Below are 15,801 nucleotides of genomic sequence, written 5' to 3'. Positions count from 1 at the left end.
ACGGTCTGCCGACTGGGAAGTCGGCGACACGGCAGGTTTGGAAACCTGCGGTACGATGGGTGTGCTGGAACAGTTTTCCCCGCCAGTTATGGCGTGGGGGTAATCCGATAGTATTTCTGGCGTAGCCGCGGCGTCGGGTCCAGGAAGACGGCGTTCACCTGGTTGGCCCGCAGATTGGTGAGCGTCTGCCAGTCCGTGAGATTGGACGACACCTGGATGGTATAGTTAAAGCCAATGCGGGCCTCGAAACTCAGGGCCATACTGTGATTGGCCACCCGATACGCCGGGGCGCCGACGAACCGCAACAGTTTACCTTGGTATAACGAGGCCGAGAGTGAGGTGGACGACACAAACGTCACTCTGAGCGTATAGGTCACCGCATTGGTATCATGATTCGCCACGCCGACATACCACCGGCCAGCGCGAGGATACGGGACAACAATTTGTTCGTCATTGGTGCCGAGATTGTCGGAGATGTATTGATAGCGCCACAGGTCTGGATAGGTGATGGCCTGCGAGAGCAGCAGGGCCACATCCCCGTTGGCATTGACGGTCTCCACCACCATGGAGGCCATGTTGGTCGGGACATCCAATTGATAATAGTCAATCGCCGGGTACGGCGCGACCGCATGGGTAACGGGCGCATTCGTGGTGAGCAAATAAACCGGGATATCGAAATCCACGCGGATGGTAAACGTCTCATTGGTCGCGGCACGATTCGTGACCGCGAGGAAATAGCGCTGGCCAGGAGCGACCTGCGGGACACTCAACCCCTGGTTGTCCAGAGTGGACACGCCGGCCGGGACGTTGGTAAGCAAGACTTGGGAGCCATCCGGCAACCCGGCCTGGTTGAACCACAGGTCCATCCGGCTGCTGGCACTACTGCCGATGAGCGTATTGGTGGCAAACTGGGCGGTGACGGGCATGTCGGCCATGAAATACCAGATCTGGTTAGGCAGCAGGGTCATGGTGTAATCCACCCGGTTGGTCAACGGAGTGGCCAGCGGGTTCAGGTTCACGAGCGCGAGATGCAAATTCCATTCCTGTAAAAAGGCGTTGGTGGAGGGATTCCCGGCGCGGTTATCCCAGACTTCCAATCGCCACCAGCCAAACGCCGTCTCCCCCACTACCGCCTTCATCGGTTCCTCCGGCAGCACGTACAACCGGTTGGTGAGCGCCGGTTTAAACGGCGGGTCAAATGGCGGCGGGACAAATTTAATCGGCAGCCGCGCCAGGTTGGTGTTCTCGGTAAACGTTAAATAGTTATACTTTAGAGTTGCGATTGCAGGCTGATAATTCCATGCCGTCCCCGAATTTCCTCCACTCTGATTCATTACAATGTCTATGGTAGTTGGAATGATAGGCGCGGTAAACGGCACCATGAACGTGCCGCCGCCGGAAACACCATGACGAGAGAAGATATTTATTCCATATAGGTACACGTCTATATCATCAGGAATGCCGAAGAATTGATAATTAATGATTAAATATCCGCTATTTTGATTAACAGCGATACTGTTGGTATCCGGCTTGGCCGTTCCAGAAGGCGTGGTTGGCGAGAGCCAGTTAGTATAGTAGGTGACCGATCCCATATTGGTCGCACTCCAACCACCGCGATTCTCAAACAACATCAGCCGGGTGCCGGTGGGGCTGACCAAGTGCAACGACAGATCGGAGAGGCGTGGATGATCCGCCCGCACGTCCACCATGACATCAGCGATCTGCTGATTGACGGGCACAAAGATATAGGAGTTGGTGATGGTATCATCCATGATCGCCATCGCGTTGGTCGGATACGTGGGGGTGAACATGGTGAAATTGGCAGACAAGGCCCAATCGAGTTCCACACCAATCTTGTACGTTACCTCCACGGTGTTGGGATTATAGACGCCAACATAGTAGAGGCCCGGGCTCAGCGGCGGGGTGTCATAAATGCCCACGCTCAAGGAACCGCCGCCGGAAGGAACGACGCGCATCTTATCATAAAGGACACGCGTGGCCGGAGCACCCCGACGGATGTACAACTCGAGCGGATTGGCGTTATCATAGATCCACACCGTCAGATTGGTGACGCCCGGCGGCACAAAAAACGAATACGTTTGGAAGCCCAAAGGTCGAATGCGCCGGGTGTACAATTGGCTGGCGTCATTGGTCAACTGAATGTTCGGCTCAAATTTGAGCACCCAATTGACCAGCGAACTCACATGGGTGGGGGCGTTATCCTCGGCTGTAACCATCCAGACCCCCTGGGCTTGTTCGTTAATGAAGCGGTTCAGACTGCCGGGTGGATCGGTCGGTGAACTGGGCGGCATGGGAATATCCATTTCGTCACTATCATCGTACACCATCGTATAAGTCACCGGCGCATTGAAACCTGGTGCGTAAGGTGAATTCGTAACAAACGTATGCGCCGATAAAACAGCAAACTGCTCGTTCGTCCATTCCGTAACAGTCGAGTCCCCATTCACTGGTCCGCTTGGCGAACCCGCCCCGCCCGGATGCGTGAGGTAAGCAAGAATATCGCCGAAATTCTGGCTGGAATCGCCGGAGAAGGTGTTGGTGACCACCACCCGCTTGATATTCAGGTCACGCGTCATGAGGGCGAAGAAATTAGTCTGCCCTGGTTTGTCCGGGGTGCCATCCGGGATGAATCCACCCGACCCGAAAACCAGCACACTGCCGTCATCATTGGTCTGGTCAAACGGCTGGTTGGTGGCGAGGGCATAAAAGCCGTACTCGGCACCCATCTGATCCTCGGCTTTGACGCCGACGTAATAGACCTGACCGGGCGAGGAATTAATAAAGGTGATATATTCCGTACCGCCGCGTCCGACCGCTTTATAAGCGCTAGAGAGCGTCCCGGGATTCAGGTTGGTGAGCGCCGAGTCCTGGGAAACATACAGGTCAATGTCCGCCTCCTTGTTGCGCCAGCGGGAAAGGTTGGGCGGCATGAAGGTGAAGAAGGCCACATTCGTGAAATCAATACTGTTCGTGGGGGAATTGGTGAACACATAAAAGTTCCACTGCGCGAGAACCCCGTTCTGAATGCCATCGGGATATAGCAGCGGGGGATGCGCGCCAATGCGCTGGTGCAGCAGCGGGACACCGCTCTCGACCGACACCAGCGGCGCCAGCGGAGAGTTGATCAGGCCGGGGCTGCTGATCGTGATCGAATTAGTCGAGGCATCCCCCGCCGACACCACGAGCACGAAATCCTGCCCGATGGTGTTGGTGTTGGAATTCACGGCGTTGACGGCCACGCGGCGGGCACGCACCGTGACGGCGAAGGTGCTGACGCCAGGTTTCTCGATGAAGACGTTTTCGACGTTGTTGATTTTATCGCCATAATCGGGAACCTGATTGGTGAGGGCCAGGTTGGTGAGGACGAGCGAGGAAATGCCCGCGCAAAAATTCCCCTCGAAATTATTACCGTAATAAACGTTGGTGCCGTCCGAGACAACCAGGTCCAGATCGTTCACCAGTTTGAGGGAGGCCATGGGGTTGCCAGGCGGATCGGTCCAGACCAGGGTGAACCGCACCGGGATATTGGAACCGGTGGACCCCACCGTGACATTATAGGTGAGGGAATCACCCGTCTGGAGGACGGTGTTACTGCTCTGTTCGATCACGGACCCCATGTTCATCGGCAGCGCGTTGGTGATGTTGGCGGCCCCCCAGCCTTGGTAATTGATCGAGTCACCGGCGGCATTGGCCGTCAACACATCACTGAGCGAATAACTGTCAAAGGAGCGGGCGGCATTGACCAGGAGCGCCTTGTTCAGAGCCGGGCTGTTGGTGTGTCCAAACCGGGTTTGAAAATATTCCTGAAACAGGGCGCACAGGCCGGAAACCATGGGGGTCGCCATGCTCGTGCCAGTCTCGAAGCGGTACCACGGCTTCAAAGTATCATCCAGCACGTTATGCTGAATGAGCAACGGATCGTAATTGGTGTAGGTGATGGCGATTCGCAAATCAAAATATGCATTGGTATTCGGATTGTTATTGTGGATTTTGTAAACCCAAGTGCGATTATCGCGTCCGGTCGTATCGGCAAGGCAGGAATTATTGCCGCTGACCATGACCGCCGGCGGATTGGTATCGTAAATATTGACCGTGAGATCGAGCGGCCCAATGGTCATGGCATTCGGCAAACAATAGACACCCAAGCTCACTCCACCGAGCGGCACATACACATTGTTGATGTAATCATTGGTGTTAGGCACCACCCGGCGAGGGAAATTGATGATACGGGTGATAATATTCGTGGCGGGCGGCACCCATGCGGAGGCGCGACACGACAGCACAAAGGTTCCCGGCGCCACTACGTCCGGCTTGAATCGTCCGGTCAAGCCCTCGATGCCAATCCCCACATTGCCGCGGCTCGAAAAACCGGCAACTTGATTTTTGCTATCGGTCATGTTGCGGAACGTGAGGAGGTTGGTGATATAGCGTTGCTCCTCAGTGGCTCCCACCGTGATAACGTTTTTGCCCGTGGCCGGAGAAATGATGGTGCCTGACACGCCACCGGTGCCATTGTCGTCACCCAAGCCCTCGTTCCCCGCCGCGAACACATAGGTAATCGCCTGCTCGCCGGGCATCCCGGGCAGAGCATCGCGCACGGCGGCGTCATAACTGGCAGACGCAAAATCATAGTCGCTGGACCCGGTATAGCCCCAGCTATTATTCGAGACCAGCGCATTGGTCAGCGCGGCATTTTCCTGCATGGTCGTATCCGAATTAAAAAATATGCTCTGGCAGAAGAGCCGGGCCGCAGGCGCCATCCCCCGGAAGTTCGCGCCATTCGTGGCGGAACCGGGGATAAATTTCGTGTTGATCGTGCCGGATTGCGAGCCATTGCCGGCAATGGTGCCGGCCACATGCGTGCCGTGGCCGTCAAAATCCACCAGCAACCCATCAACCCGCCCCGCTAAATCCGGATGCGCGGAGTCCACCCCGGTATCATTAATGCTGACGCTCACGCCGTTGCCCGTAAGATTTTTATAATTGCCGGCTGGCGAGGCCAGGGTGGTGTTCGTGGACACACCCGTGTACTGACGGCCAATGTCGTTGACCGGTTTGCGTGCATGGTTCAATTCGATGGCTTGCACCAGCGGGTTCCGCGCCAGAGTGGCGAGTTGGGCGGGATGCACTTTGATCACCAGCATCTGCCCAAAGGGGGTACGCTGCTCGCCCAGCGATTCGGCGCCGGTTTGTTTCAACAGGTCGTTGGCCGCCTGACGCTGGCCGGGAAAAAGCACCAGATTAAAATTGGGATTGCCGGGCAGCGGCTGGTTATCCAATACCGCCGCCAACAGGTGCGACTCCAACTTATAATACGGTTCCCACGGGAGGACGGACTGCACCATGGGCTGCATGGCCAGGCTCTTGGCGCCGTCAGCGGCCATCTGCACCAGATACGCATTGTTGGGAATATAGCAGACAATTTCCGCATGAACCGCCTTTAACGCGGAGCGAAAGGTGTCATTGAGTTGCCCTCGGGCCTGCACGACGTAACGCCCCGGATCGCCATTCGACTTCAATACTTCAGGAATCTTGATGGTCGCTTTGAGGGTGGTATCCACCAGCGCATTGCGGAGCAAGATGGCATGGTCGTTGTGAACCAATTGGTCCATGGTCTGGCTGGTATTGGCCAGGCGATAGGGGAACTGGGGGTCCTGGTTGGCCGGGAATGCCCTGGGTTTAGCCACCCCATTGGTTGGGGCTGGCACAGAGGATACCGCGCCCTTGGCAAGCCGATTGGCGGCAGGAGGTGTGGCGGTGGAGTCGGGCGGATGACTGACCAGGCGGGCCTGCCGGTCATTGCCCCATTGCCAGAAACACCAGGCGGCCACAAACAAGGCCAGGCTGGTCAAAAACCAAATTCGAGTTCGGCGATCCATAAATTTATTCAGTTATAATGTTGATGCGTGTTCGCATATCAATCCGGCGGCAGCACGTTAAAGCGTTCAATGATCACTTTGGGCTTGAATTCATTGGTATTAATTCCCACGTCCTCGACGCGCAATACCGTGCGCGTGGCCATTTCCGCAGTGATCTGATAATTGGTACACAGTTTGAAGCGCGGGTCGCCGGGGGGCACGCCGATCTGGATCGAATTGGCCGCCGGCTTGAGCGCCTGGCCCCACGCATAGATGACGTAGCGCGACTCCTCCATCCGCAACAGGGACATGATTTTTTCCGGCAGGCACTCATAGACCTGATCGCTGATACCGTAACCCAGTTGGGTAGCAGAGTTGGTGTTGATGAACGGCGACAGCACCGTAAACTCCGGCACCAGCAGCAGCTCGCTGACCCGGGTGAAGCGCTGGTTGGGCAGCGTGTTACGCACCCGGCTGATGCCGTCCACAATGAATTGCACTTGGGCTGACCCTGGCTGGATCATCACTTCGTTGGTGTACATCCGATAATGCGGAATCATCGCCCCAACGGCGTCTGGCGATTGCGGATCACCCGCACTGGGATTCAAAATCGTATCCACCAATTCATTGGTAAAAACAAACACCCCGCTAAGGGTGGCAGACCAGGCGGCCACGTTGGTCTGGTTGACAGGCATCAAACCCACCGTGGCATTCGGATGCTGGGCCACCGTGAACAAATCCAGCAACCGCCAATCATTGGTCGGATGGGTGGCCAAAGCATACGCCCATTGGACCCAGTCATTACCATCAATTGCTTCCGGTTTCAGATAGACCGTCTGCCATGGCGTCCCACGATGCACCCGACCCAGCCAGCCAATGTTGGCGTACTTGGCGTGTGGGAACTGCCAGTCATCCGAGCCCCGGACGAGCGGATCTTTTACTCGCCGGTCCCGCTTGAATGGGTCATTGCCACCCGCACCGTCACTTGCGGAATAACTTTTCAGCACTCCCCACGGACGATAGGCAAAATTGGTTTTGCCCAAGTTAGAAAAAACACGCGCGTCTTTACCCGGGGGCAGCACGAGCGTCATGGTATAGGCGTTGGTCCCTTCATCACACAAATCCCACGGCATCGCATGCACCAGCGGATCATTGACCTGCCAGGAACTTCGGTGGTAAAGCCGGATGGTAGGCGTAAGCGGCGCCTGATAATACTGGTTGGTGGCCGAGTTCATCGTGGCTTGGGTGTCTCCTGGCGGTAAACCCAAAAACGTACAGAAGTTGGCAATCTCTATTTTTTTTGCCTTGGAAGCGGGCCACCAAGCGTCAGACTTCGCTATGCCCGCCGACATTTTGATCTGGTTCTCGATCCCTTGCGGGAAATCGTATGCATCAGGGAACGGATCTAACGCTCCAGCAAGCCAAGGCGTATAAAAAGGTCTAGACCGAATATCGGTGAGGGATTTGCCAATATCAATAACCGTGTCCAACCCCTTGAGGTTGGCATAATCCACCACCCGGTTTTGATTGGTGTCCACCAAAATATAACGCACCTTGCTGGAAACGATTAAAAACCAGTCCACTTTTGGAAACGCATCGCTCGCCAACTGTTCAAAGCCATCGTTGATCCTCGTAGAATGGAAATAAGGGAACGAGGAATTGGGATAATACGTGTAGTTGCTAATATAGGTAAAATTACGTGTGAGTGTGCCAAAATTGGTGGCATACCAACCCGCTTGCAAATTTGTCGGATACCGTACCGCTGTGTTGGTTGGGTATTTGGCAGGAACAAGGCTCAATGGACCGGGAATGTAAAAATCATTACTGAGCAAAGGACTCATCAGCGGGTTATAGATTAATCCCAAGCTCGCATTGGAAAGCACCATGGTGGTATAATTAGTCACATACATCGCCAACCCGCGCGGATAGCGATTGGTCGCCTCCCGATAGGAATTCCATCCCTCCACTCCAACGGTGTTATTCGTGATGCTCAGAATGTACATCGCATTGGTTTTATCAATCGCGTTTTTGACGTAAGGTGGTATGGTCCCTCTCCGAAGTACCAATTTACGCGTGATACTGATATAGGTTTCCAGCGAGAATTCGTTGAAATTGGGATAGCCTTTGCGAGCGCCAACAAGCGCGGGAATCCCCCAGACGGTTGCGGTATTTGTATGCGTCATCAGCGCTGGACGACCCTCTGTGGGATCAGCGCTGTCCATGTCGTAAATGGGATAAGCCAGGATGGAATTGGTCGGCGCTTCCACGTAATCACTGAGGTAAATATTGCCACCCGACACGCGAAAACGAGGACGGAACACGGTGGGGTAATGCGGATTCCGATCATCATCGGTATCATACCGCGTGGAGTCATAAAGGTTCGCCGTCAACTGGAGCAATTGGTGAATCTCGGGGGTGTACTGGTTAGTGGGATAGATCATGATATCGCTGACCCGGGCGATGCCCACATTGGTCAGGTAGGGCCGGTCCTGGATGAGTAGGTTGGCCGCGTGCATGAAGAAATCATAGGAACTCCAATCGTAAAGATTGGTGGCATGACTCAGCAGATAGGCATTCTGGCCGCTATCGTAATTCTCATAATTCAGGTGCATGTTCCCCTGATCCGCAATGGCCCGGCACTCGGTGCCGAGTTGGGAGATCAGGCGATACAACGAGTAGCGGTCATAATCATTGGTCCGTGAGCCTGCCAGCTTTAAGCGGCCAACAAACCCCGGGGAAGTTTTGGTGGCGTCAAAGAAATCGGAAATCGTGAAAAACTGGTTGGTGCTAAGCCCGCCCGGCCAGGGATGCCCCGGCCAATCCACCATGGGGCTCGGGAAAAACCGGTCCATATCCTGCAACTGCACGCCCACCTGATACGGTCCGTTGCCCAAATTGTCAAACTGGTCGGCGTTGGTGAACACATAAGGGACATTGGTGACGTTCAAGTAATTGGTGACCGCCATCAACGTGAGGCTATTGGTGGCATAGCGGTAATTGAGGATGGCCTGCGCATCATCAAACGCCAAACCCGAGCTGGTTTGATTCAGGTTGGTCTCATAATTATAATTGGTGAGTCCCACCCCCCAGGGCGGCCAGATGTTCTGGTTCAAGTCCACCAGCATGGCGGCCAGGTTTAATTCCCAGGAACCCACGCCCTGGTTGCGCATATAGCCGTTGGTTATCGGCCAGCCAAGCGAGAGCCCGGAAGGAGGCGCTGGCACCCACAAATTCGTTTTGCTATGATTGTGGATCGCGTTCGCATCCAGCATTTTGCCCACCGGCAGGGCGAGATAGGCGTACCGAAGCAGGAAGGGATTATCCTTGGAGTGATCGAGGTTCGGGTTGGAACTCGCCTTGACGCCAATCCATTCCGGATCGCCCGGCAAATCACCCAAGGTTTGTTCGTACTGGCTGTTGCGGTTTAAATCCAGGTAAAACGGAAAGGTCGTCGTTGCCGGATTGCCGCGAGTAATGAACACCGGCGGGCGGGGATCGAGAAACAGGTTCGTCCAGGCGGTGTTCGCCGCCACATTGGTTTGGATATCAATATTGGTGGAAATCACCAAGTACATTGCCTGCAGGTTGGTTTCCGACATCATGCGGGAGACAATCTCCGAAATGGCCCGCTCGCGGGCGGTGGTGGCACCCGCCTCGGCGATCGTCAAGCTACCGGATTGAGTAACGGCCCCGCGCTCGCGCCGCGACACCATCAGGAAGGTGACCGAAAGGAAGGTGATGATGGAAAGCAGGATGAGCGTGATGACCAAGGCCACGCCGCGTTGGCCACCGCGGAATGCGGAGTGCGGAATGCGGAGTGCGGAATGGGGGATAGCACAGGGTGAGGCCGCGTGGCTGAGAGTGGTTGTGAATTTAACGGGTTGGGAAAGGTCTGAGGCTCCGTTCTCCCTCACCTGGATCGTCTCCCTTGGGGAGATTGCGGAAGGGTCCGTCTCCTTACGTCGACGGCTACGGGGGGGGGGCGATAGGATGTTACGAGAGTTGCTCATTGGTTGGCGCTATCACTGATGATAGAAATATGTTGACGAAACAAGTGGACCCGCCCGGCACTCAGGGGGGAATTCGTGAGATAGTTGAGCACTTCGGTTGGCGGACGCGCTTGCAGTTTCTTGACGGTATCCGCTTCCAACACGCCCAGATCAATTTCGAGGTAGGCCGGCAAATGCTGGTTGGTGAACAGCATGGGCGAAGCATATTCCAAACCATTGGTATCATAGGCGCGCACGTCCATGCGCACCACGCCATCCACCAGCAGATTCAAGGTTTTATCCTCCCAGCCAGCGCTGGTGAAGCCGAAATCCAGCGCGCCGGCATTTTGATTGGTTGGGACACTCAAATAACGATAGAGCTGGCCGTAGCCGTAGGTGGTGGGACGCACATCATAGCCGATGCCCACCCAAGTCTGGTTGGTTCGAAGCAGGAAGAAAAACCGGTTGAGGTTGTTGATTACGGTTTGCGATGGGAGTCCGGGCAGGGTTTGAGAATAGTTGGTAATGTAATCCACCCGAAAGTTACGGTTGTAATTGGCCACCATGCCCCCGGAAAGGGAGGCTTGCGGAATTTCCCGGGCCCACAGCTCCGTCAACATGCGCCCGCTTTCCATGACATCCGTCTGCGTATTACTTTGGCGCAATGCCTTGGAGATTTGGTTGAAGATGCCGAGCAAACCGACGATGATCATGGTTAAAATCCCAAGCGCCACCACCATTTCCACCAGCGTGAAAGCGCGAACACCTTTCATTGCGGATTGCGGATTGCGGATTGCGGAATACCCGATTTCGGAATTCGGATTGCGGATTGCGGAATGGGGGACAGCACGTGAAGTAGATTCGGAATGCGGAATTCGGAATGCGGAATACCCGATTTCGGAATGGGGGACAGCACATGGAGTGGTGGTGAATTTTACGGGTTGGGAAGGATTTGAAGCTCCGTTCCCCCTCACCTGTATCCTCTCCCTTGGGGAGAGGAAAAAATCGGTTTGCGAATGTGGCGAAGTCATCATGGCTTTAAGATGGTGTAGGTGTTGGGGCCAACGGCCACGTTTTCATAGTGGCCACGAACCAACATGCGGTACATTTTGGGGCTGCTGGAGCTGGGATTAGGTGCCAGATAGCCATCGGGACGCACCGGCCACTCGAAGGTCAGACGAACATCATGCAAGTTGGTCTGCAAGACGGATAAATAGTTTGAGCGAATCGTCGTGGTGAAGGGCACGACGTCCACCGCCAACCGATAGCGAAAGGCCAAATCCGCCACTGACGATGCTTTGTCCGACAGCGGACCGGAGATCGAACGCATTTCGAGATACTTGATGCCCGGCTGGCTGAGATAGCTGATAATTTGCTCAATGGACCAGCCGGGCGCGTTGCCCATAACCACATTGGGAAGGAGCGCCGGCGCATTGGTTCGCTCCACCAGCCCTACCAACTGGTTAGGTCCGTGAACGGTGCCGTTACGGATGGCCTGCATCAGGTAACGGGCATCCTGATCAATAATGGTTTCTTCCCGGTTATCCTTTTGGGTGCGCGCGCCGGTGGGCATGACGCCCATGATGGCGACCAAGGCAAAGCCAATGATGGCAATGCATAATGCCAGCTCAATCATGGTGAAGGCCCCGCTCCCCGCTGGGAAATATTGATGGCGTGTTTTCATGGTAATTTCCATACTTCCATGCGATCAACCCAAGCACGTCCGGTCAGCCCGTCAATCACGACATGGTTAAATTTAAGCGGATCGCTGGAGTTTCCCGCCGGATCTTCGCCGGGCACCGCAGACGCCGGCCAAGGCTTGACCGTAACATAACCGCGCGCCAAGGGGATGACTTCCGTGCTCAGAGAGGCCAATTGCCCCAGATAATTGAACGCGATCGCCGGCAACTTAGCGGTAGTATTGGTCTCGTACGGGAACGGAATGGAATATGTTCTGAACTGAAACACATTGGTGGCTCTGGCGGTGGCACTGGCCACGACATAATTTGTGGAAAATTTGTTGGACGCAATGAACACGCCTTGCGGCAACGGTTTCCACTCCGTCAGGTATTTCGGAGAGCCCTGCCCGGGCTGATCCCCCAGCCGGCGGTCGGTGTACAACGCATAGCCGGTGTATTGTTTGGTGAGGATATTGGTCAGCCGATACAGGTTATATCGCGGGTCGAGTCCCGCAGTTGTTATGCGTCCCGTGTTCGGCAGAAACACCATGTAAACAGTGCTCCGGTTGCGGATCGCCTCGCGCCGCGCGAAGGCGATATCGTCGATCAATTGCTGACTGGCCGCCTTGACCGAATCGGCCTTCTTGATGTTCTTCAGCGCCGGCATGGCGGCATAGGAAAGGATACCGATGATGCCGATGACCACCAGCAATTCGATCACGGTGAACGCCGCCACCCGGCGCAGCCGACGGCCACCGAACTTCCGTAACTGGAACTGGAATTGTGCGCGCGTTTGCATACCGTTATTTCCAACTCAGGATGTTATCCGCATTGACCCCGTTCGCCGAGGCTTGATTATAATTAGGCCCGGCTGACCAGATCATGATGGGCGCGTTGGCGGCATTGGTATAGACGGTATCCCAAGCCGTCTCATTACCGCTCGTTGCAAGCGTAATCACGAATTCATGCCCCCACGGGTCAAGAAACAGGCCGTTGGCATTAACCCCATCGGCGGTGGTCGTGGTTTTGGGTTCGATAAAAACGATTTGCTGGGGATTCCGCGCATGTCCGGGGTTACTGGGGACTGGATTAAGCGCGGTTGAACTGGTTTTGTCCCGCAGAATATCCATGACTAACGCATTATTGGAATAACCGCCCGTGTACCCACTCACAATCACCCCCGACGGGCCACCGGCTCCGGTTCCGCTCCAAATCCCGACCGTGATATCGTTCGTCAACCGCACTGGGTACGGCATGACGCTATAGGTTTTCTCGTAGCTGGCAATGGCGGATATCAAATTGCGCATGTTGGCCTTGGTCATGGCGATTTTGGCCTTCAATTTGGCGTTGGCGATCGCGGGCAGCAACAATCCGGCCAGGATGGCAATGATGGCGATGACCACCAGCAACTCAATCAGGGTAAAAGCCAGCGTCCGGCGAGCGGGTTGGTTGAGAGATTTTTTCATAAGGTTAAACGTGTTTGCGGATGGTTAAGGTCATTCTTTCCAGTTGGCGATGATATTCGTTTTGTAACCCGTCGTGGTCGGCAAAATTAGTTCCGCCCAAAGGTCGTACGAGTTGGCATTGTGACGCCGCTGGCTTTTTGAGTCGTAAAACCAGATATTTTTTTCGGGCAATGCAGCAAACGGACGCCCGGCAACATTGGCGGGCCAGAGCACCGGAACGGAAAGGAAACGGAACCCGTTCAGGATCTCGGTCTTGGGATCACCGCTCAGGTAATTCTTGCCGCGTTTGCCCGCTTCAGAGTTGGCAAAGCCGGTAATGCCAGACATGCCGTTTACACTGCCGCCAACATCCACAGTGAGCGTATTGGTTTGATATAGATCATAATAGCCTCCTTTGGGTGGTATTGTTGGATCATAGATAGTCCCAGTCAACTCATAGAACAAGGAATTCGAGGCGCACCATCCCCGGGTTTGGTTCACGGTTAGGTTGGCATTGGCTGGGGGATAAAACCCGTTTTTAGCATTGTACGACTCAATCGCCGTCTCGATCTGCTTCAATTGCGCGCGCACCATGGCAATTTTCCCCCGGGTTTTAACTGCCGGCCCAACCGTCAATAACAGGCCCGCGAGCACCCCGATGACGGCGATGACCACGAGCAATTCAATTAAAGTAAAGGCGCGCCATTGCCCTCGAGGAGGCATCCCCTCGGGCAATAAACCAGTTCGTTGTATCGTGCTAGTCATAAACGGTTATTTGCGATTAATCGTGATAACATGCTCACTATTTAGCCGCATTACGGCGCGGGAAGCAACATCATTTCCAGCAATTACAACCGGATGCCGACCGGCTGAAGCCGGGACTCCAAACCACGCCAAGCTGCGACGCACCCCGGTTGACGTCCCGGCTTTAGCCGGTGCTTGGTACAACCGATGGGTGGCTGGAAATTGCTTTGCCATTTTACATTCTTCCGGCCCGGATGTTGGAGCCGTTCTCGTTCATACGATCACGGAATTCATATTCCAGGCGTTCGCTCATCCATTGTTTGATCATGCTCTGGTAGTTCAGGTACCGCGACCGGGCCAAGCGCTTGATCCGCGAGAGCATCCGCGGGTCCATGCGCAGGGTAATCGTGACGGAATCGGAAATCTCGGAACTGGCCGCGACGGCGGTTTCCATCAACCGCAGGTCAATGCGGTTTTCGACCCAAAACGACGCTTCCGCTTCCTCATTGTCGAAGAGCGGCACTTCATCCCAGTTGGTTATGGTATTCATTGTGCCAGCAATTGGTTCATCTTCTTTTGGTAGAAAAACTTTTCCTCCGGCGAAAATTGCCGGGCGTAAATGATGCGGGTCAACTTGCCGTTGGTGCGATAGACGCTGAAGATACCGATACCGCCGGAAGACATGCCTAAATTGAAAAAACGGGCTTGGACGGAGAACCGCGCGGTATCGGGCAGGAGATGAACGGCAAACGGATCTTCAAATGATTCCTCGACTTCCCGCTGGGAAATGAGGTTCTCATTCAGGTCAAACGGCATGTTGTTCCAATCAAAGTCCATATTTTTGCTCGTACATCATTCGGCCATGCATTGTATGTACCCTGTATTTACATCATCTTAAGTTGGTTGTCAATGGGGTTTTTGAAGATTTTTGCAGAAAGATGGCCTCGAACCATGCAGAAAAATGAACCGGCAGAAAAATAATTATTAAAAACGTGGCTTGTCGTCGGGCTGAATCGTGCTTATCTTGAAGGCATGGTGCTTGAAACCAAGCGTTCATTATGAAAATTCAAGATTTACAGTCGGCCCTGAAACATACCCCGTTTCGCCCCTTGGAAATCCATGCGGGTACCCAAACGTTTTCTGTGCTTCATCCGGAGCAAGTGGCGATGACGCCCGGCAAAGATACGCTGGTGATTGTGGATATATCCGGTTACATCCATATTCTGGATGTCCACCATGTGAGCAGTCTGACCATCAAGCGTCGCGTTGCCCGAAAAGCCGCCTAGTGCCAAGGGACTTGTGCGCTTACTGATTGCCATCACGGGAGCCAGCGGTTCCCTGTACGCCCAGCGGTTGCTGGATAATCTCGATACCCGGCAACATGAGGTACATGTGGTGCTTAGCCGGTATGCCCCGGTGGTCATCGCCGAGGAATTACCCGGCGGGATTCGATTACCAGAAGGTGTTAAGCAGCATGGCCTTAAGAGTATGAATGTCCCGTTTGCGAGCGGGTCCAATGCCTTCGATGCGATGGTCGTCATCCCGTGCAGCATGGGGACGCTGGGTCGCATTGCCCATGGATACAGCGAGGATGCCTTGCTGCGGGCGGCGGATGTAATGCTCAAGGAACGTAAAAAGCTGATTCTGGTGCCCCGCGAGACCCCGCTCAGCCTGATTCATGTCCGAAACTTTGAGCTATTATTACTTGCCGGGGCGATGCTGATTCCGGCTAACCCAAGCTTTTACTCCCGACCGCAAACGGTTGAGCAAGTGATGGATACGGTGGTGGCACGGGTATTGGATCATTTGGGGATGGAACACTCCCTCATGCCCCGCTGGCAGGCGGAGAAAGAAGGCCAATAATTTCACCCGCAACAACCGAGGCGGCCGTTCCATTGTGTGGATGAAGGATCAGTAAGGTTAGGAAACCTGCTGTGTCGCCGACTTCCCAGTGCGCTCGACCTTCAAACACCTTGCAGGTTAGGAAACCTGCGATACAGCAGACTTGGAAGTCTGCGGTACAAAACGCGGGTGCCCGCATTCCCCGTACCGCAGGTTTCAAAAC

At 54.8% G+C, this 15,801-nt stretch carries 11 protein-coding genes; 2 read left to right on the top strand and 9 right to left on the bottom strand.

Going from position 1 to position 15,801, the window contains the following annotated elements; all coding sequences use genetic code 11:
* Window positions 1–86 precede the first annotated feature (86 nt).
* The 9 genes from WCO56_16965 to WCO56_16925 form a co-directional block, all read right to left on the bottom strand.
* Window positions 87–5,900, bottom strand: coding sequence for a S8 family serine peptidase (locus WCO56_16965; protein MEI7731269.1), 5,814 nt, complete (start codon window positions 5,898–5,900; stop codon window positions 87–89).
* Between the two features lie 38 nt (window positions 5,901–5,938).
* Window positions 5,939–9,655, bottom strand: coding sequence for a hypothetical protein (locus tag WCO56_16960; protein ID MEI7731268.1), 3,717 nt, complete (start codon window positions 9,653–9,655; stop codon window positions 5,939–5,941).
* Window positions 9,656–9,885: 230 nt separating this feature from the next.
* Window positions 9,886–10,641, bottom strand: a complete 756-nt coding sequence (locus WCO56_16955) for a prepilin-type N-terminal cleavage/methylation domain-containing protein (protein MEI7731267.1) — start codon at window positions 10,639–10,641, stop codon at window positions 9,886–9,888.
* A 257-nt stretch (window positions 10,642–10,898) separates the two neighbouring features.
* Window positions 10,899–11,552, bottom strand: coding sequence for a hypothetical protein (locus WCO56_16950; protein MEI7731266.1), 654 nt, complete (start codon window positions 11,550–11,552; stop codon window positions 10,899–10,901).
* Entirely contained in the window at window positions 11,549–12,346 is a 798-nt protein-coding gene (locus tag WCO56_16945) for a type II secretion system protein (GenBank protein ID MEI7731265.1), read from the bottom strand. The genes WCO56_16950 and WCO56_16945 overlap by 4 nt, the downstream gene beginning before the upstream one ends.
* Before the next feature lie 4 nt (window positions 12,347–12,350).
* A complete protein-coding gene (locus tag WCO56_16940) occupies window positions 12,351–13,013 on the bottom strand; it encodes a type II secretion system protein (protein MEI7731264.1) in 663 nt (220 codons plus the stop codon).
* Window positions 13,014–13,043: 30 nt separating this feature from the next.
* Window positions 13,044–13,757 carry a prepilin-type N-terminal cleavage/methylation domain-containing protein gene (locus WCO56_16935; protein ID MEI7731263.1) on the bottom strand — a complete coding sequence of 238 codons (714 nt, stop codon included), beginning with the start codon at window positions 13,755–13,757 and terminating at the stop codon, window positions 13,044–13,046.
* 214 nt (window positions 13,758–13,971) lie between these two features.
* A complete protein-coding gene (locus WCO56_16930) occupies window positions 13,972–14,286 on the bottom strand; it encodes a CopG family antitoxin (GenBank protein MEI7731262.1) in 315 nt (104 codons plus the stop codon).
* Complete coding sequence (locus WCO56_16925; GenBank protein ID MEI7731261.1) at window positions 14,283–14,573, bottom strand: hypothetical protein; 291 nt, start codon at window positions 14,571–14,573, stop codon at window positions 14,283–14,285. Before WCO56_16925 ends, WCO56_16930 begins: the two co-directional genes overlap by 4 nt.
* A 221-nt stretch (window positions 14,574–14,794) precedes the next feature.
* Here WCO56_16925 and WCO56_16920 point away from each other — a divergent pair, with 221 nt between their 5' ends.
* On the top strand, window positions 14,795–15,022 hold the full coding sequence (locus WCO56_16920; GenBank protein MEI7731260.1) for a hypothetical protein: 228 nt from the start codon (window positions 14,795–14,797) through the stop codon (window positions 15,020–15,022).
* Between the two features lie 13 nt (window positions 15,023–15,035).
* Complete coding sequence (locus WCO56_16915; protein ID MEI7731259.1) at window positions 15,036–15,599, top strand: UbiX family flavin prenyltransferase; 564 nt, start codon at window positions 15,036–15,038, stop codon at window positions 15,597–15,599.
* Window positions 15,600–15,801 lie beyond the last annotated feature (202 nt).

It is taken from the genome of Verrucomicrobiota bacterium (genome assembly GCA_037139415.1).
Taxonomy (GTDB): domain Bacteria; phylum Verrucomicrobiota; class Verrucomicrobiia; order Limisphaerales; family Fontisphaeraceae; genus JBAXGN01.
This window is presented reverse-complemented; position numbering and strand designations above follow the sequence as displayed.